19 protein-coding genes and 1 pseudogene are annotated in these 17,115 nt (G+C 66.3%); 15 read left to right on the top strand and 5 right to left on the bottom strand.

Translation table 11 applies throughout. The features are described from left to right. The first annotated feature begins 53 nt into the window (after nucleotides 1-53). From A5781_RS04755 to A5781_RS04730, 6 genes are read left to right on the top strand one after another with little or no spacing between them, the layout of a single operon-like run. Complete coding sequence (locus A5781_RS04755) at nucleotides 54-1,577, top strand: aldehyde dehydrogenase family protein (RefSeq protein ID WP_067202000.1); 1,524 nt, start codon at nucleotides 54-56, stop codon at nucleotides 1,575-1,577. After that, the gene (locus A5781_RS04750; RefSeq protein WP_067201996.1) at nucleotides 1,577-2,059 is read left to right on the top strand and encodes a DUF779 domain-containing protein; all 483 of its coding nucleotides are present in this window, start codon (nucleotides 1,577-1,579) and stop codon (nucleotides 2,057-2,059) included. The genes A5781_RS04755 and A5781_RS04750 overlap by 1 nt, the downstream gene beginning before the upstream one ends. A gap of 19 nt (nucleotides 2,060-2,078) precedes the next feature. Next, nucleotides 2,079-2,357 (top strand): putative holin, encoded by a 279-nt coding sequence (locus tag A5781_RS04745; protein WP_156624390.1) that lies wholly within the window; start codon nucleotides 2,079-2,081, stop codon nucleotides 2,355-2,357. Then, a complete protein-coding gene (locus A5781_RS04740) occupies nucleotides 2,350-2,919 on the top strand; it encodes a hypothetical protein (RefSeq protein ID WP_067201992.1) in 570 nt (189 codons plus the stop codon). The genes A5781_RS04745 and A5781_RS04740 overlap by 8 nt, the downstream gene beginning before the upstream one ends. A 33-nt stretch (nucleotides 2,920-2,952) precedes the next feature. Then, on the top strand, nucleotides 2,953-4,347 hold the full coding sequence (gene lpdA / locus A5781_RS04735) for a dihydrolipoyl dehydrogenase (protein ID WP_067201989.1): 1,395 nt from the start codon (nucleotides 2,953-2,955) through the stop codon (nucleotides 4,345-4,347). Nucleotides 4,348-4,353: 6 nt separating this feature from the next. Then, a complete protein-coding gene (locus A5781_RS04730) occupies nucleotides 4,354-4,626 on the top strand; it encodes a hypothetical protein (protein WP_067201985.1) in 273 nt (90 codons plus the stop codon). A gap of 11 nt (nucleotides 4,627-4,637) precedes the next feature. Here the strand turns inward: A5781_RS04730 and A5781_RS04725 are convergent, their stop codons facing one another. Both A5781_RS04725 and ramB read right to left on the bottom strand, forming a co-directional pair. Next, complete coding sequence (locus tag A5781_RS04725) at nucleotides 4,638-5,198, bottom strand: carboxymuconolactone decarboxylase family protein (RefSeq protein WP_067201981.1); 561 nt, start codon at nucleotides 5,196-5,198, stop codon at nucleotides 4,638-4,640. After that, complete coding sequence (ramB, locus tag A5781_RS04720; protein WP_067201978.1) at nucleotides 5,195-6,619, bottom strand: acetate metabolism transcriptional regulator RamB; 1,425 nt, start codon at nucleotides 6,617-6,619, stop codon at nucleotides 5,195-5,197. Before ramB ends, A5781_RS04725 begins: the two co-directional genes overlap by 4 nt. A 161-nt stretch (nucleotides 6,620-6,780) precedes the next feature. Here ramB and A5781_RS04715 point away from each other — a divergent pair, with 161 nt between their 5' ends. The 3 genes from A5781_RS04715 (at nucleotide 6,781) to A5781_RS04705 (ending at nucleotide 10,162) form a co-directional block, all read left to right on the top strand. After that, nucleotides 6,781-7,575: an acyl-[acyl-carrier-protein] thioesterase gene (locus A5781_RS04715; protein WP_067201975.1), complete on the top strand. Its 795-nt coding sequence runs from the start codon at nucleotides 6,781-6,783 to the stop codon at nucleotides 7,573-7,575. A 269-nt stretch (nucleotides 7,576-7,844) separates the two neighbouring features. Next, a complete protein-coding gene (gene aceA, locus A5781_RS04710; protein ID WP_067201973.1) occupies nucleotides 7,845-9,131 on the top strand; it encodes an isocitrate lyase in 1,287 nt (428 codons plus the stop codon). A gap of 167 nt (nucleotides 9,132-9,298) precedes the next feature. Then, nucleotides 9,299-10,162: a 3-hydroxybutyryl-CoA dehydrogenase gene (locus A5781_RS04705; RefSeq protein WP_156622536.1), complete on the top strand. Its 864-nt coding sequence runs from the start codon at nucleotides 9,299-9,301 to the stop codon at nucleotides 10,160-10,162. A gap of 19 nt (nucleotides 10,163-10,181) precedes the next feature. Here A5781_RS04705 and pcaA read toward each other — a convergent pair whose 3' ends face one another. Continuing rightward, entirely contained in the window at nucleotides 10,182-11,051 is an 870-nt protein-coding gene (gene pcaA / locus A5781_RS04700; protein WP_067201970.1) for a cyclopropane mycolic acid synthase PcaA, read from the bottom strand. Between the two features lie 195 nt (nucleotides 11,052-11,246). Beyond that, nucleotides 11,247-11,954 (bottom strand): TetR/AcrR family transcriptional regulator, encoded by a 708-nt coding sequence (locus tag A5781_RS04695; protein ID WP_369817676.1) that lies wholly within the window; start codon nucleotides 11,952-11,954, stop codon nucleotides 11,247-11,249. A gap of 146 nt (nucleotides 11,955-12,100) precedes the next feature. Here A5781_RS04695 and A5781_RS04690 point away from each other — a divergent pair, with 146 nt between their 5' ends. The 6 genes from A5781_RS04690 (at nucleotide 12,101) to deoC (ending at nucleotide 16,249) form a co-directional block, all read left to right on the top strand. Continuing rightward, nucleotides 12,101-13,483, top strand: a complete 1,383-nt coding sequence (locus tag A5781_RS04690) for a DUF445 domain-containing protein (RefSeq protein WP_156624388.1) — start codon at nucleotides 12,101-12,103, stop codon at nucleotides 13,481-13,483. 83 nt (nucleotides 13,484-13,566) lie between these two features. Then, complete coding sequence (locus tag A5781_RS04685; RefSeq protein WP_067201961.1) at nucleotides 13,567-13,995, top strand: helix-turn-helix domain-containing protein; 429 nt, start codon at nucleotides 13,567-13,569, stop codon at nucleotides 13,993-13,995. Between the two features lie 187 nt (nucleotides 13,996-14,182). Then, nucleotides 14,183-14,788 carry a heparin-binding hemagglutinin HbhA gene (hbhA, locus tag A5781_RS04680; protein ID WP_067201958.1) on the top strand — a complete coding sequence of 202 codons (606 nt, stop codon included), beginning with the start codon at nucleotides 14,183-14,185 and terminating at the stop codon, nucleotides 14,786-14,788. Nucleotides 14,789-14,866: 78 nt separating this feature from the next. Next, the gene (locus tag A5781_RS04675; RefSeq protein WP_067201955.1) at nucleotides 14,867-15,154 is read left to right on the top strand and encodes a DUF2516 family protein; all 288 of its coding nucleotides are present in this window, start codon (nucleotides 14,867-14,869) and stop codon (nucleotides 15,152-15,154) included. Nucleotides 15,155-15,158: 4 nt separating this feature from the next. After that, complete coding sequence (locus A5781_RS04670) at nucleotides 15,159-15,572, top strand: DUF2599 domain-containing protein (protein WP_067201952.1); 414 nt, start codon at nucleotides 15,159-15,161, stop codon at nucleotides 15,570-15,572. Further along, a complete protein-coding gene (gene deoC, locus A5781_RS04665) occupies nucleotides 15,572-16,249 on the top strand; it encodes a deoxyribose-phosphate aldolase (protein WP_156622538.1) in 678 nt (225 codons plus the stop codon). The genes A5781_RS04670 and deoC overlap by 1 nt, the downstream gene beginning before the upstream one ends. Before the next feature lie 7 nt (nucleotides 16,250-16,256). On the opposite strand, the pseudogene A5781_RS04660 reads toward deoC, so the two are convergent. Further along, nucleotides 16,257-17,115 (bottom strand): annotated as a pseudogene (locus A5781_RS04660) (DUF2993 domain-containing protein); the annotation flags it as partial.

Raw genomic sequence — 17,115 nt, 5'->3', positions numbered from 1 at the left:
GCCTCCGGCGGTAGTGTGAGGTGTATTACACAGGCGAGCGAGGAGCCGAGCAGATGACCGTTTTCGCACGTCCAGGTTCCGCTGGGGCGTTGATGTCGTATGAAGCCCGCTACGGCAACTTCATCGGGGGCGAATGGGTCCGGCCAGCGCAGGGGCGCTATTTCGAGAACCCGACACCGGTGACCGGCCAGCCGTTCTGCGAGGTGGCCCGGTCCGACGAGGCCGATGTCGAGAAGGCGCTCGACGCGGCCCACGGGGCGGCAGGGGCGTGGGGCAAGACCCCACCGGCCGAACGCGCGACGATCCTGAACAAGATCGCCGACCGGATCGAGGAGAACAAGGCCGCGCTGGCGGTGGCTGAAGTGTGGGACAACGGCAAGCCGATCCGTGAGGCGCTGGGCGCCGACATCACGCTGGCGGTCGACCATTTCCGCTACTTCGCCGGGGCGATCCGCGCGCAGGAGGGCTCGCTGTCCCAGATCGACGAGGACACCGTCGCCTACCACTTCCACGAGCCGCTCGGCGTGGTCGGGCAGATCATTCCGTGGAACTTCCCGATCCTGATGGCCACCTGGAAGCTGGCGCCCGCGCTGGCGGCCGGCAACGCGGTGGTGCTCAAACCCGCCGAGCAGACTCCGGTTTCGGTGCTCTACCTGATGTCGCTGATCGGTGATCTGCTACCGGCGGGCGTGGTCAACGTCGTCAACGGGTTCGGCGCCGAGGCGGGCAAGCCGCTGGCTTCGAGCAACCGGATCGCCAAGATCGCGTTCACCGGGGAGACCACCACCGGACGGCTGATCATGCAGTACGCGTCGCAGAACCTGATCCCGGTCACGCTGGAGCTCGGCGGCAAGAGCCCCAACATCTTCTTCTCCGACGTGATGGCCAAGGGTGACGACTTCCAGGACAAGGCGCTCGAGGGCTTCACCATGTTCGCCCTCAACCAGGGCGAGGTGTGCACCTGCCCGTCGCGCAGCCTGGTCCAGTCCGACATCTACGACGAGTTCCTGGAGCTGGCCGCCATCCGGACCAAGGCGGTGCGGCAGGGCGATCCGCTGGACACCGAGACGATGCTGGGTTCGCAGGCATCCAACGACCAGCTGGAAAAGGTGTTGTCCTACATCGAGATCGGCAAGGACGAGGGCGCCAAGGTCATCACCGGCGGGGAGCGCGCCGAGCTGGGCGGCGACCTGTCCGGCGGTTACTACATGCAGCCGACGATCTTCGCCGGCAACAACAAGATGCGGATCTTCCAGGAGGAGATCTTCGGCCCCGTAGTGGCGGTGACGTCGTTCTCCGACTACGACGACGCGATCTCGATCGCAAACGACACCCTCTACGGTCTGGGCGCCGGGGTGTGGAGCCGCGACGGCAACACCGCCTACCGGGCCGGGCGTGACATCCAGGCCGGTCGGGTGTGGGTCAACTGCTACCACGTGTATCCCGCCCACGCCGCGTTCGGCGGCTACAAGCAATCGGGCATCGGCCGCGAGAACCACAAGATGATGCTGGACCACTACCAGCAGACCAAGAACCTGATGGTGTCTTACTCCGATAAGGCGCAGGGCTTCTTCTGATGGTCCCGGGCCCTCCAGCGGGTGTCGTCATCACCGCGGACGCCGCCGAACTGTTGGAGCGACTGCAGGACCGGCACGGTCCGGTGATGTTCCACCAGTCCGGCGGCTGCTGCGACGGGTCGTCGCCGATGTGCTACCCACTCGGTGACTTCCTCGTCGGCGACCGCGACGTGTTGCTGGGGGTGCTCGACGTCGGAACGGACGGGGTGCCGGTGTGGATCTCGGGCCCGCAGTATCAGACCTGGAAGCACACCCAGCTCGTCATCGACGTGGTCCCGGGCCGGGGCGGCGGGTTCAGCCTGGAGGCGCCCGAAGGGGTGCGGTTCCTGTCCCGCGGCCGCGTCTTCAGCGACGACGAACAGGCCGGGTTGCGGGACGCCCGGGTCATCACCGGCGCCGACTACGAACGTGGCGAACGCCCTTGCGCGCGCGGTCAGGTGGTGACTGACGCGGCATTCCGAACGTGTCCTCCCGGTCGGTGACCGCAGTAATGTCGAAATCGTGATCCCCCTCCCGCGTCCGCGGTTGTTGGCCGGCGCCATGCTGATCGGCGCCGCGGTCGGGTTACTGGCGGGGGTGGGATTCGCCGTGGCCGTCCATCCGAGCCTCCGCCCGGCTTTCGCCATCGCCGCGGTGGCCGGGATCCCCAGCGTGGCCGGGCTGCTGACGATCCTCTTTTCCGGACGTCGGTGGGTGACGATGCTCGGCGCGTTCATCCTGGCGGTGGCGCCGGGCTGGTTCGGTGTGCTCGTCGGCCTCCAGGTGACCTCCCATGGCTGACGACGACACCCCGTCGAGCCCGGGCACCCAGTCCTGGGTGCCCGACTTCTCCGATTCCGGCGAGGACACCGGCACCCAATCGTGGGTGCCGGACTTCTCGGACGACTCCGAGGACGGCGGCGAGCAGCCCGCCGCCGCGAAGGACGAACCCGAGGCCTCAGAACCCGCCGCGTCCGAACAGGCCGCCGACGCCGAATCCGCTGTCGCGCCGGTGCAACCCGTCACCGTTCCCGGGCGCTACCTCTACCTGAAGTGGTGGAAGCTGCTGCTGGTGATCCTCGGCGTGTGGTGTGTGGCGGCCGTCGTCGGGTTCGGCCTGTTCTATTGGTGGTATCACTCGATCGACCAGACCGCGGCGCTCTTCGCGGTCCTGGTGTACGTCGTGGCGTGCGCCGTCGGTGGCGTGCTGCTCGCGATGGTCGAGGGCAAGCCGCTGGTCTCGGCGCTGTCGCTCGCGGTGATGTCGGGGCCGTTCGCCTCGCTGGCCGCCGCGGCGCCCCTGCACGGCTATTACCACTGCGCGCGGGTGGGCCCCTGCCTGCTCGGCCTCATTCCGTATTAACGCCCGGCCCGGGCGGCCACTAGGGTAGGGGCCGTGACCCATTTTGACGTCGTCGTCCTCGGGGCCGGTCCCGGCGGATATGTCGCAGCCATTCGCGCCGCACAGCTCGGCCTGAACACCGCAGTCGTGGAACCGAAGTACTGGGGCGGAGTCTGCCTCAACGTCGGCTGCATTCCGTCCAAGGCGTTGCTGCGCAACGCCGAGCTGGTGCAGATCTTCACCAAAGAAGCCAAGACTTTCGGGATGAACGGCGAGGCGACGTTCGATTACGGCGCCGCCTTCGATCGCAGCCGCAAGGTGGCCGAGGGCCGGGTCGCGGGCGTGCACTTCCTGATGAAGAAGAACAAGATCACCGAGATCAACGGGTACGGCAGATTCACCGACGCCAACACGTTGTCCGTCGACCTCAACGACGGCGGGACCGAGACCGTTACGTTCGACAACGCCATCATCGCCACCGGCAGCAGCACCCGGCTGGTGCCGGGGACGTCGCTGTCGGCCAACGTGGTGACCTACGAGGAACAGATCCTCTCCCGCGAGCTGCCCGAGTCGATCGTCATCGCCGGCGCCGGCGCGATCGGCATGGAGTTCGGCTACGTCATGCAGAACTACGGCGTGGACGTGACCATCGTGGAGTTCCTGCCGCGCGCGCTGCCCAACGAGGACGCCGACATCTCCAAGGAGATCGAGAAGCAGTTCAAGAAGCTGGGCATCAAGATCCTCACCGGGACCAAGGTCGAGTCGATCTCCGACAACGGCACCGAGGTTACCGTCGTGGTCAGCAAGGACGGTAGCGCGCAGGAGCTCAAGGCCGCGAAAGTGTTGCAGGCCATCGGTTTTGCACCCAATGTCGAGGGCTTTGGCCTGGAGAAGACCGGGGTCGCGCTGACCGACCGCAAGGCCATCGGGATCAACGACTACATGATCACCAGCGTTCCGCACATCTACGCCATCGGTGACGTCACCGGGAAGCTGATGCTCGCCCACGTCGCCGAGGCCATGGGCGTGGTGGCGGCCGAAACCATCGCCGGCGCAGAGACTTTGGCGCTGGGCGACTACCGGATGTTGCCGCGGGCCACGTTCTGCCAACCCCAGGTGGCCAGCTTCGGGCTGACCGAGCAGCAGGCGCGCGACGAAGGGCACGACGTCGTGGTGGCCAAGTTCCCCTTCACGGCCAACGGCAAGGCGCACGGTCTGGGCGACCCCAGCGGCTTCGTCAAGCTGGTCGCCGACGCGAAGCATCTCGAGCTGCTCGGCGGGCACCTGATCGGCCACGACGTGTCCGAGCTGCTGCCCGAGCTGACGCTGGCGCAGAAGTGGGACCTGACCGCCAACGAGCTGGCGCGCAACGTGCACACCCATCCGACCCTGTCGGAGGCGCTGCAGGAGTGCTTCCACGGCCTGGTCGGCCACATGATCAACTTCTAAGGCCACATGCGCAGCGACATCGTTCTGGGGGCCGTCGGCGGCCTCGCCGCGGGTTATGTCCTGTGGTTGGCGGCCTTTTCGATCGCCGACGACAACGCGGCGGTGGGGCAGTGGGCCCCGACGGTGTTGCTGCTGTCGCTTGCGCTGGCGGTCTGCGCCACGATGTGGGCGTCATTGCTGCGCAGGCGCAGGAAATACGCCTGGTCGGGGTTCGGGTTCGGACTCTCCGTGCCGCCGCTGCTGCTGACGCTGGCCGTGCTCGCCAGCGTCTACCTCTGACGGGCGCGGGTCTAGCGCGGGTTGTCCAGCGGGATGTCCAGGGCCGCCATCGTCGCGGCCAGTCCGTCGTATTGGCTTGCCAGCAAGCAGAATTCGATCAGCTGACGCCGGTCCAGGTGCTCCGCGAGCTGCTGCCACGTGGCGTCGGTGATGGTGCGGTCCTGGACGAACTCGTCGGTGGCCGTCAGCAGTGCCTGCTGCCGCACGGTCAGTCGCGCCTCGACGCGGTCCAGCCGCTCGGGCCACGCGAAGATGGCGGCCTGCAGGTCGGAGTCGAGGCCCTGCTTGGCGGCCATCCGTCGATGGTGCTGCAGTTCGTATTCGCAACCGCGCACATGCGCGACCCGCAGGATCACCAGCTCGGTATCGATCGCCGGCAGCCGGCCCCGCAGCACGCGGCCGCTGTAAATGCTCCACGCCAGAAACAGCAGGCGGTGCTGACCCAGCGTGGTGAACAGATGCATCTCGGGCGCCCGGACCGTGCGCGCGGCCAGCTTCGCGAGAACCCAGTTGACCGGGCCCAGTTCGCGGAACCGCCCCGACGGGATGCGGCCGTTCGGAGCGCCGGTCACGGTTGCTTCACCAGGTACGGGGAGACCGTGCTGCGGTGCTCGTCGAGATCCAGGGCGCGCCCCAAGGCCGGGAACGCGCGCTGCGGGCAGTTGTCGCGTTCGCAGACCCGGCAGCCCGCGCCGATCGGTGTGGCCACTGTTCCTGAATCTCCCGAGACGTCGAGTCCTTCCGAGTAGACGAGCCGGTGCGCATGGCGCAGCTCGCAGCCCAGCCCGATCGCGAAGGTTTTACCCGGCTGACCATACCGGGCGGCCCGCCGCTCCACGGTCCGGGCCACCCACATGTAGTTGCGGCCGTCGGGCATCTGGGCGATCTGGACCAGGATCTTGCCCGGGTTGGCGAACGTTTCGTACACGTTCCACAGCGGGCAGGTCCCGCCGCTGGACGAGAAGTGAAACCCGGTGGCGGACTGGCGTTTTGACATGTTGCCGGCACGGTCGACGCGGACGAACGAGAACGGTACGCCGCGCATCGACGGCCGTTGCAGCGTCGAAAGCCGGTGCGCGATGGTCTCGTAGCTCACCGAGTAGAAGGAGGACAACCGCTCGACGTCGTAGCGGAAATTCTCCGAGACGTCGTGGAATTGGCGGTAGGGAAGCACCGCGGCCGCGGCGAAGTAGTTGGCCAACCCCAGCCGGGCCAGCGTGTGCGACTCGTCGCTGGTGAATTTGCCCTCCTCCACCAGGTGATCGATGAGATCGCCGTACTCGAGGTAGGCCAATTCGGCGGCCATCTTGAACACCTGCTGACCGAGCGAGAGGTGGTTGCTGATCTCCAGCGTCTTGGTCCCAGGGTCGTACCGGTGCAACACGGTGTCGCCGAGATCGATCCGCCTGTTGATGTGCACGCCGTGCACCTCGGTCAGCCGGCGGTTGAGCTCGCGGGCCAGATCGCCGTGGTGCATCCGCATCTGGATCGTGAGATCTTCGGCTGCGGTGTCCAGCTCGTGCAGATAGTTCTGGCGTTGGTAGAAGTAGTCGCGCACCTCCTCGTGCGGCATGGTGATCGAGCCGCTGCCGCTGCCGTCGGAGAACCGCTCCTCGGTCGCGGCGGCGAGCTGCGCCGTGGTGATCCGGTAGCGCCGGTGCAGGTTGACCACCGCGCGGGCCAGGGTGGGGTGGGCGCTGACCATCTCGGCCACCTCGGTCGGATCGACGTCGATGTCCAGGTCGCGGTCCATGGTCACCTCGCGCAGCTCGGCGACCAGCCGGGTGTCGTCCTGCGAGGCGAAGAACGTCGCATCCACGCCGAACACCTCGGTGATCCGCAGCAGCACCGCCACCGTCAGGGGACGCACGTCGTGCTCGATCTGGTTCAGGTAGCTCGGGGAGATCTCCAGCACCTGGGCCAGGGCGGCTTGGGAGAAGCCGCGCTCGTGGCGCAGCTGACGGACCCGGGAGCCGACGAAGGTCTTGGACACTTCACCCAGGGTACCGGGGTTGCTAAGCGGAAGTTGGCAGAGTTCGCAGCGGCTCGGGTCGCGTCGCGATTGGTTTTTGACCCGGGGCGTTGGCATGATTCGCAACGGAGGTCCCAGGGTTAGCCTGGGGTGCCCACGAGGAGGAAACGGGGACCACAGCCGTGAGCCTGGACAAAGAAATGATGCCGGTTCCCGACGGCCACCCCGATGTGTTCGATCGCGAATGGCCGCTGCGGGTGGCCGACATCGACCGCACGGGCCGGCTGCGGCTGGACGCGGCGTGCCGGCACATCCAGGACATCGGCCAGGACCAGCTGCGCGAGATGGGTTTCGAGGAAACCCACCCGCTGTGGATCGTTCGCCGCACGATGCTCGACCTGATCCGTCCGATCGAATTCCAGGACATGCTGCGCTGTCGCCGGTGGTGTTCGGGCACCTCGAACCGGTGGTGCGAGATGCGGGTTCGCGTCGACGGGCGCAAGGGCGGACTGATCGAGTCCGAGGCCTTCTGGATCAACATCAACCGGGAAACCCAGATGCCGTCGCGCATCTCCGACGACTTCCTGGCGGGCTTGCACAAGACCACCTCCGTTGACCGCCTGCGGTGGAAGGGTTACCTGAAGCCGGGCAGTCGCGATGACGCGCAGGAGATCCACGAGTTTCCCGTCCGCGTCACCGACATCGACCTGTTCGACCACATGAACAACTCCGTGTACTGGAGCGTCGTCGAGGACTACCTGGCGTCGCACCTGGCACTGATGGCGCGGCCGCTACGCATCACGATCGAGCACGAGGCGCCGGTGGCGCTGGGCGACAAGCTGGAAATCATCTCGCACATCCATCCGGCCGGTTCGACCGACCAGTTCGGTCCCGGACTGGTCGACCGCCCTGTTACAACGCTCACATATGCGGTCGGCGACGAGACCAAAGCGGTCGCCGCGCTCTTCAACCGCTAAACCGGACAAGCGTCCCGCTAAATTGCCGCTGACCTGCGGATATTGAGTTACTGACCGGTAGTTTCTGAAACGGTTAAGTTCCCGTTCATCTTCGCAAGATTTGCTAATCGGGGCCGAGTCGTTGCCGAAATTGGCAAATGAAACGGCTGGACCTGCGTCAATAGCTGTGCCATCTTCGAGTTAGCACACCAGCGAAGTTGAGCCTCTAGCTGCCGCCGGTGAAGCGTTTCATCCACCCAGTAGTGAAGATTCGTTAAGGAGCATGCCCAATGTCTGTCGTTGGCACCCCCAAGAGCCCGGAACAGATCCAGAAGGACTGGGACACCAACCCGCGTTGGAAGGGTGTCGCCCGCACCTACAGCGCCGAGGACGTCGTCGCCCTGCAGGGCACCGTGGTCGAGGAGCACACACTGGCTCGCCGCGGCGCCGAGGTGCTGTGGGAGCAGCTGCACGACCTGGAGTGGATCAACGCGCTCGGCGCCCTGACCGGCAACATGGCCGTCCAACAGGTCCGCGCCGGCCTGAAGGCGATCTACCTGTCGGGTTGGCAGGTCGCCGGTGACGCCAACCTGTCCGGCCACACCTACCCCGACCAGAGCCTGTACCCGGCCAACTCGGTGCCGCAGGTGGTGCGTCGCATCAACAACGCGCTGCTGCGCGCCGACGAGATCGCCCGGGTCGAGGGCGACACCTCGGTGGAGAACTGGCTGGCCCCGATCGTGGCCGACGGTGAGGCGGGCTTCGGCGGTGCGCTGAACGTCTACGAGCTGCAGAAGGCGATGATCGCGGCGGGTGTCGCCGGCTCGCACTGGGAGGACCAGCTCGCGTCGGAGAAGAAGTGCGGTCACCTCGGCGGCAAGGTGCTCATCCCGACCCAGCAGCACATCCGGACGCTGACCTCGGCCCGCCTGGCGGCCGACGTCTGCGACGTGCCGACCGTGGTCATCGCCCGGACCGATGCCGAGGCGGCGACCCTGATCACGTCGGACGTCGACGAGCGTGACCAGCCGTTCATCACCGGTGAGCGGACCAAGGAAGGCTTCTACCGGGTGCAAAATGGCCTGGAGCCCTGCATCGCCCGGGCCAAGGCCTACGCGCCGTACGCCGACCTGATCTGGATGGAGACCGGCACGCCGGACCTCGACCTGGCCGCCAAGTTCGCCGAGGGCGTCAAGTCCGAGTTCCCCGACCAGATGCTGGCCTACAACTGCTCGCCGTCGTTCAACTGGAAGAAGCACCTGGATGACGCCACCATCGCGAAGTTCCAAAAGGAGCTTGCCGCAATGGGATTCAAGTTCCAGTTCATCACGCTGGCCGGCTTCCACGCGCTGAACTACTCGATGTTCGATCTGGCCTACGGCTACGCCCGCAACCAGATGAGCGCGTACGTGGAGCTGCAGGAGCGCGAGTTCGCCGCCGAGGAGCGCGGTTACACCGCGACCAAGCACCAGCGCGAGGTCGGTGCCGGTTACTTCGACCGCATCGCCACCACGGTTGACCCCACCTCGTCGACCACAGCGCTGACCGGCTCCACCGAAGAGGGTCAGTTTCACTGAGGACGAGCGGGCCTTGGCCCGCGAGCTGAGCAGAGCGGATCAGCGCGGCTGCGATCCAGATTGTGCGAATCTGCCCCTGTTCACCGTGAAGTAGCATTGGCCCCGCCCAGCGATCCTGGGCGGGGCCTATTGCGGTGCAAGACGATACGAAACCGAAAGAGATGACAGTGAGCGACGCAGCGATTCAACGGGTAGGGGTTGTCGGGGCCGGCCAGATGGGATCCGGCATCGCCGAAGTCTCGGTCCGCGCCGGTGTCGACGTGACAGTGTTCGAAACCACCGAGGCCCTGATCACGGCCGGACGCAACCGCATCGTCAAGTCGCTGGAGCGCGGCGTCAGCGCGGGCAAGGTCACCGAGCGGGAGCGTGACCGCGCGCTGAGCAAGCTCACCTTCACCACCGATCTGAAGGACCTCGCCGACCGCCAGCTGGTCATCGAGGCGATCATCGAGGACGAGGCCGTCAAGGCGGACATCTTCGCCGAACTCGACCGCGCCATCAGCGATCCCGACGCGGTGCTCGCATCCAATACGTCCAGCATCCCGATCATGAAGATCGCCGCGGCCACCAAGAACCCGCAGCGAGTGCTGGGCCTGCACTTCTTCAACCCCGTGCCGGTGCTGCCATTGGTCGAGTTGGTCAGCACGTTGGTCACCGACGAAGCCGCCGCCGCGCGCACCGAGGAGTTCGCGAGCGCGGTCCTGGGTAAGCAGGTGGTGCGTTGCTCCGACCGGTCCGGCTTTGTCGTGAACGCGCTGCTGGTTCCCTATCTGTTGTCGGCAATTCGCATGGTGGAGGCCGGCTTTGCCACCATCGAGGACGTCGACAAAGCGGTTGTCGCCGGGCTGTCGCACCCGATGGGCCCGCTGCGGCTGTCCGACCTGGTGGGCCTGGACACCCTGAAACTGATCGCGGACAAGATGTTCGAGGAATTCAAGGAACCGCAGTACGGCCCGCCGCCGCTGTTGCTGCGCATGGTGGAGGCGGGCCGGCTCGGCAAGAAGACCGGCCGGGGCTTCTACACGTACTGACGGCTGAGCCGACTATGGGCTACGTCTTCTTCTCCAGGGTGAACTGGTCGACGTCGGTGTAGCCCTGGCGGAACAGCTTCGCGCAGCCGGTCAGGTACTTCATATACCGGTCGTAGACCTCTCTGGACTGGATGGCGATGGCCTCCTCGCGATTGGCCGCCAGTGCGGCCGCCCACGTCTCCAGGGTCCTCGCGTAGTGCAGCTGCAGCGAGTGGACCCGGGTCAGTTCGAAGCCGGCGGTGACCGCGTACTCTCCGACGGTCTGCGGTGTCGGCAGCCAGCCCCCCGGGAAGATCTCGGTCAGGATGAACTGCGAGAAGTGCACGATCTCGTGGGTCAGTGTCATGCCCCGCGCCCGGGCGTCCTTGAAGGACGGGCGAACGATGGTGTGCAGCAACATCGCTCCGTCGGACGGCAGCGCCTGATACGCCATCTTGAAGAAGCGGCCGTAGCGCTGGCGGCCGAAGTGCTCGAAGGCGCCGATGGAGACGATGCGGTCGACGGGCTCGTGAAACTTTTCCCACCCCTCCAGCAGGACCCGTCGGGTGCGGGGGGTGTCGAGCTCGTCGAACATGGCTTGCACGTGCTTGGCCTGGTTCTCCGACAACGTCAGGCCCACGACATTGACGTCGTACTTCTCGATCGCCCGCCGCATCGTGGCGCCCCAGCCGCAGCCGATGTCCAGCAACGTCATCCCCGGCTCGAGCCTCAGCTTGCCCAGCGCCAGGTCGATCTTGGCGAGCTGCGCCTCTTCCAGGGTCATGTCGTCACGCTCGAAGTAGGCGCAGCTGTACGTCTGGGTGGGGTCCAGGAACAGCCGGAAGAAGTCATCGGACAGGTCGTAGTGGGCTTGCACGTTTCCGAAATGCGGCGTGAGCTGCACGGACATGTCGAGTAGAGCCTTTCGTTATGCGTTGCCAGGGGCGGCTGGACCAGCGCGACGCACCCTCGCGTCACCCCCCATGCATCCCTGCATGCTAGTCGCTGCGGCTATGCGAGTCGTCCGGCCGAGCGAGTCATAAGCGTCACACGGGACGGTTGGAATTGACAAAAGACGGCCGGCCGCGCCGGGTCCGGAAGGCGTCTAAAGCGGTTCCTCATCCTCACGCGCGCGGGGCGGCACGATGGGCGACGGATGGGGCTCTTCGCGGAACTTATCCAGCGATCCGCCCACCTCGACGATGCCCTTCAGCGCGTTCCAGCTCAGCATCGTCAGGTAGTCGATCAACTCGTCGCGACTCATCCGCGGATCCGACATCCAGGAGTGCGTGGCCAGCTGCACGCCGCCGACGATCAGGTAGGCCCACGGTTCCGCGCCGCGGGTGTCCATCCCCGCCTGTTGCATGCGGCGGCGCATCAGCACCGCCAGCATGCGGGCGATGATCCGCTCGGAGTCGGCGATCACCTTGCTCTTGCTGGCCGAGCTGTTGGACATCACGAAGCGATACGGCTCGGGTTCGTTGGCGACGGTTTCGACGTACACCCGGATGACCTCCCGGGTCAGGTCGAAGCCGTCGAGATTGGATGTCAGCGCCGACGCCATATTTGGAATCAGGGTGGTTTGGGTGAACCGCATCATGACGGCGGTCGTCAGGTCGTTCTTGTCGACGAAGTAGCGATACAACACCGTCTTGGAGACGCCGATCTCCGCGGCGATCTCGTCCATGCTCAACGTGCCGCCGCGCCGCCGGATCGCGTCGATGGTCCCGTCGACCAACTCGTTGCGGCGCTCCACCTTGTGTTGATGCCAGCGCCGCTTGCGACCGTCCGTCTTGGCCGTCACAGCCAACATTTGCTCTGTCACTGTCGCCGATTTCCCATTCACTAGACGCACTCGATACTACGGTGTGCGGGCCTGTTCCGGGCTTTGGCCGCACCCCGCCACGGGCCTCCCGAGCAGTGCCGTCACACCAATCGGCCGGGACGATGAATGATGGAGTGGTGGTACACAGAGCCTCGCCTCGAGGCGCAGCGCCGGGCCCGCGAGCGGCGGGGCCGGACTCGATGACACCTTCGACCGGAACCGGGCGACCGCACGCGTCGTTGGCCGAATCGTTCGCGGGTGCCGATCCGCAGGCCGATGCGGAGCGCCGGGTGGCGCTGCGCCGGATGAAGGCGGTGGCGCTGGGCTTCCTGATCGGCGCCACCGGCCTGTTCCTCGCCTGCCGGTGGGCCCAGGCCCACGCCCACCTGGGTGCCTGGGTCGGCTACGTTGGTGCCGCCGCGGAGGCGGGAATGGTGGGCGCGCTGGCCGACTGGTTCGCGGTGACGGCGCTGTTCAGGCATCCGCTTGGCATCCCCATCCCGCACACCGCGATCATCAAGCGCAAGAAGGATCAGCTCGGCGAGGGGCTGGGAACCTTCGTGCGGGAGAACTTCCTGTCGCCACCGGTGGTGGAGACGAAGCTGCGGGACGCCGAGGTGCCCGGACGGCTCGGCAAATGGTTGTCGGAGGCCGCACACGCCGAACGCGTGGCCAGCGAGACGGCCACGGTGCTGCGGGTGCTGGTGGAGCTACTGCGCGACGACGACGTCCAGCAGGTGATCGACCGGATGATCGTGCGCCGCATCGCCGAACCGCAGTGGGGGCCGCCGGTCGGGCGGGTGTTGGCGACGCTGCTGGCCGAGAACCGGCAGGAGGCGCTGATCCAGTTGCTGGCCGATCGGGCCTTCCAGTGGTCGCTGAACGCCGGCGAGGTGATCCAGCGGGTGGTCGAGCGTGACTCCCCGACGTGGTCGCCACGCTTCATCGACCATCTGGTCGGCGACCGCATCCACCGCGAGCTGATGGACTTCACCGACAAGGTGCGGCGCAATCCCGACCACGAGCTGCGCCGGTCGGCGACGCGCTTTCTGTTCGAATTCGCCGACGACCTGCAAAACGACGCGGACACCATCGCGCGCGCCGATGCGATCAAGGAGCAGCTGATGGCGCGCGACGAGATCGCCAACGCCGCCGCCACGGCCTGGAAGACGCTGAAGCGCCTGGTGCTCGAGGGCGTGGACGACCCCTCCAGCACGCTGCGCACCCGCATCACCGACACCGTCGTACGCATCGGGGAATCGCTGCGCGACGACGCCGACCTGCGCGACAAGGTGGACAACTGGATCGTGCGGGCGGCCCAGCACCTGGTTTCGCAGTACGGCGTGGAGATCACCGCCATCATCACCGACACCATCGAGCGCTGGGACGCCGAGGAGGCCAGCCGGCGCATCGAGCTGCACGTGGGCCGTGATCTGCAGTTCATCCGGATCAACGGAACCGTGGTCGGCTCCCTGGCCGGTCTGGTGATCTACGCCGTCGCCCAACTATTTTTCTAGTAGTGCTAACAAGTGCTTGCAAAAGCAAGCACTTGTAGTAATCTGGTGGCCGTCAACATCGATCAGCCGACCAGGAGCACGCCATGGCACCCGAGGAGAAGCTCTCCGCCAAGGTGTCCAACGCCGCCTCCGACATGGCCTCGGACATCGGTAGCTTCATCCGCAGCCAGCGCGAACTCGCGCAGGTCTCGGTGCGCCAACTCGCCGAGAGATCCGGGGTCAGCAATCCGTATCTGAGCCAGGTGGAGCGTGGATTGCGTAAGCCGTCCGCCGATGTGCTCAATCAAATCGCGAAGGCGCTGCGAGTTTCCGCCGAGGTCCTTTATGTGCGGGCCGGGATCCTCGAGCCCAGCGACAAGAGTCAAGTGCGCGACGCCATCATCACCGATACCGCGATTACCGAGCGCCAGAAGCAGGTTCTGCTCGACGTCTACGCATCGTTCACCCAACAAAACGAATCAATCGAATCAAGCGACGAGGAGTGTTCCACCGAACCCAATGGCGACGAGTGATCAATGGCCCTTCCGGCCGTCGGGACTTCCGCGTCACGCTAGTGGGTGGTGATGTATCAACCACCGACCGCACGGGTTACCCAGGAGCGTGAATCCGGCGGTCGCCACGGAGAAGGAGACGCTCGCCTTAGCTTTCACAACCAACACCCAAGAACGCCAATAACGGAAAACCATGAAAGGAATAACCATGGCGGACAATTCGAACATCGAAGATTTGCGGGCACCCCTGCTCGCGGCCCTGGGCGCGGCCGACCTGGCCCTGGCCACTGTCAATGACTTGATCGCGAGCCTGCGTGAGCGCGCCGAGGAGACTCGCGCCGACACCCGCACCCGGGTGGAGGAGAGCCGTGCCCGGCTGACCCGGCTGCAGGAGGACCTGCCCGAGCAGCTGGACGAGCTGCGCGAGCGGTTCACCAGCGAGGAACTGCGTAAGGCTGCCGAGGGCTACCTGGACGCGGCGACCAACCGCTACAACGAGCTGGTCGAGCGGGGCGAGGCCGCCCTGCAGCGCCTGCGCAGCCAGACGGGCATCGACGACGCCTCCGCGCGCGCCGAGGGCTACGTGGACCAGGCCGTCGAGCTGACGCAGGAGGCGCTGGGTACCGTCGCATCGCAGACCCGCGCGGTCGGCGAGCGCGCGGCCAAGCTGGTCGGCATCGAGCTGCCTAAGAAGTCCGACGAGACTGCCAAGAAGGCTCAGAAGGCTGTCGCCAAGAAGGCGCCCGCCAAGAAGGCCCCGGCCAAGAAGGCTCCCGCCAAGAAGGCGTCCGCCAAGAAGGTCACCCAGAAGTAAGTCAAGACGTCGACTCGGAGTTGTCCTTCGGGCCACTCTGAGTCGACGTTTTGGACGGTGCCCGCATACCCTTAAGGCGTGAGCCACCTCGTGGGTACCGTCATGTTGGTCTTGCAGATCGCCGTTTTGGTAACGGCGGTATACGCGTTCGTGCATGCAGCACTTCAGCGGCCCGACGCTTACACCGCCGCCGACAAGCTGACCAAGCCGGTGTGGCTGGTGATCCTCGGTCTGGCTGTCGCCCTGACATCCATCCTGAGTTTTGTTTTCGGGGTACTCGGGATGGCGATCGCCGCGTGCGCGGCGGGCGTGTATCTGGTCGACGTGCGGCCGAAACTTCTTGAAGTCCAAGGTAAGTCGCGCTAGCGGGATGAAGGCCCTGCTGACGGCGCCCGCCGCGGTGCTCGTCGCGCTGTGGGGCCCAGCGGGCGCCGCCGCAGCGGACCCGGCCACGATGTCCCCGCCGTTCATCGACCACACCGAGTGGGCGCAGTGGCACGGCTTGAGCAGTCTGCGGGTTTTCCCGACTCCGTCGGGGCGGTTGGCCGCCATGCAGTCCGGCAACGCGGCCCTCGCCGACGAGGCGTGGGCCGAGGTGCTGGCGCTGTCGCCGGACGCCGACACCGCCGGGATGCGTGCGCAGTTCATCTGTCATTGGCAGTTCGCCGAACTGGCCGAGCCCGGCAAGAGCAGCTGGAACCTGGAGCCGTGGCGCCCGGTCGTCGACGACAGCGACATGGTCGCGTCCGGATGCAATCCGGGCGGACCCGAGGAAAGGTTCTAGTGGCGAGCAAACCCACCCGGGCTCTGCTGGCGGCCATGGTTGACCACACCCTGCTCAAACCCGAAGCTACCGAGGCGGACGTGGCCGCCCTGGTCGCCGAGGCCGCCGAATTGGGCGTCTACGCCGTGTGCGTCTCGCCGTCGATGGTTCCTGCCGCGGTGCGAGCTGAAGGGGGCGTCGCGGTGGCGAGCGTAGCGGGCTTCCCGTCGGGCAAGCACATTTCGGCGGTCAAGGCCCACGAGGCCGAACAGGCCGTGGCGTCCGGCGCCACCGAGGTCGACATGGTCATCGACATCGGCGCCGCGCTGGCCGGAGACATCGAGGCGGTGCGGGCCGATATCGCGGCCGTGCGCGCCGCCGTCCCCGGCGCCGTGCTCAAGGTGATCGTGGAGTCGGCGGTGCTGTTATCGGGACCGGACGAGCGCGGGCTGGTGCAGGTGTGTCGCGCTGCCGAGGACGCCGGCGCCGACTACGTCAAGACCTCGACCGGGTTTCACCCCGCCGGCGGCGCCTCGGTGCGCGCGGTCGCCCTGATGAGCCAGACCGTCGGCGGCAGGTTGGGCGTCAAGGCCAGCGGCGGAATCCGCGACGCCACCGCCGCGCTGGCGATGCTGGACGCCGGTGCCACGCGGCTCGGCCTGTCCGGCACGCGGGCGGTGCTCGACGGGCTCGACTGAGCTGGCGTCAGAGGTTGGCGAAGCAGGGGTCGTTGTTGTTGCCGGTGGGGATGCTCGCGTTCCGCGTCGAGAAGTGGCTCGTCACACCGCTAGAGGTGACCTGAACGCTGTCCGCGTGGATGCCCAGCGGGTAGTTCTTGGTGAACTGCGAGGTGAAGTCGTCCAGGGTCGACTGCACCGACTCCTTCGGCATCGTGAAGCCGAGCGCGTTGAAGCTAACGATCTGCAGCTGCAGGCCGGTGCCCGACACCACCGGCTTGGTGGTCAGGTTGTCCAACATGCCCTTCAGCTCGATCGTGCCGTCGTTGGGGTGCGTGGTCACCGTGTTGGTGACGAACGGGCCCAGCACCGGAATCGCGTTCTGGACGGATTCCTTGATGCCGTCGGACGTCCAGGTGACGGTCGCGTCGAGCGACCCGATGGTGCCCTTGGAGTCCTGCGTGTCCCTGAGTTGGACGTCGCGGATGTTGATGTCGATCTTCATGCCCTTGGCGTCACGCACCTGGTTGCCCGCGGTCGACACCGAGATGTTGGTGTAGTGCTTGGTGAGCTGCTGCCACAGCATCAGCGGCGCCACCCCGAACGACGCGGTGGCCTGGTCCTTGACCTCGCACGCCACCGCCTCGGCGACCTTGCTGTTGGCGACGTGACGGACGTACAGCTCGCCCCCGACCAGCGCGGCGATCACCAGGCAAACCACGATGATGCAGACCAGCACCACGGAGAGCGGGTCGCGCAGGAAGCTGTCTCTTATACACATCTCCGAGCCCACGAGACGGAGCTACATCTCGTATGCCGTCATCTGCTTGAAAAAAAAAAGGGGGGGGGGGGGGGGGGGGGGGGGGGGGGGGGGGGGGGGGGGGGGG

Origin of the sequence: Mycobacterium sp. 852002-30065_SCH5024008 (assembly GCF_001665645.1) — a bacterium.
Classification (GTDB): domain Bacteria; phylum Actinomycetota; class Actinomycetes; order Mycobacteriales; family Mycobacteriaceae; genus Mycobacterium; species Mycobacterium paraffinicum.
This window is presented reverse-complemented; position numbering and strand designations above follow the sequence as displayed.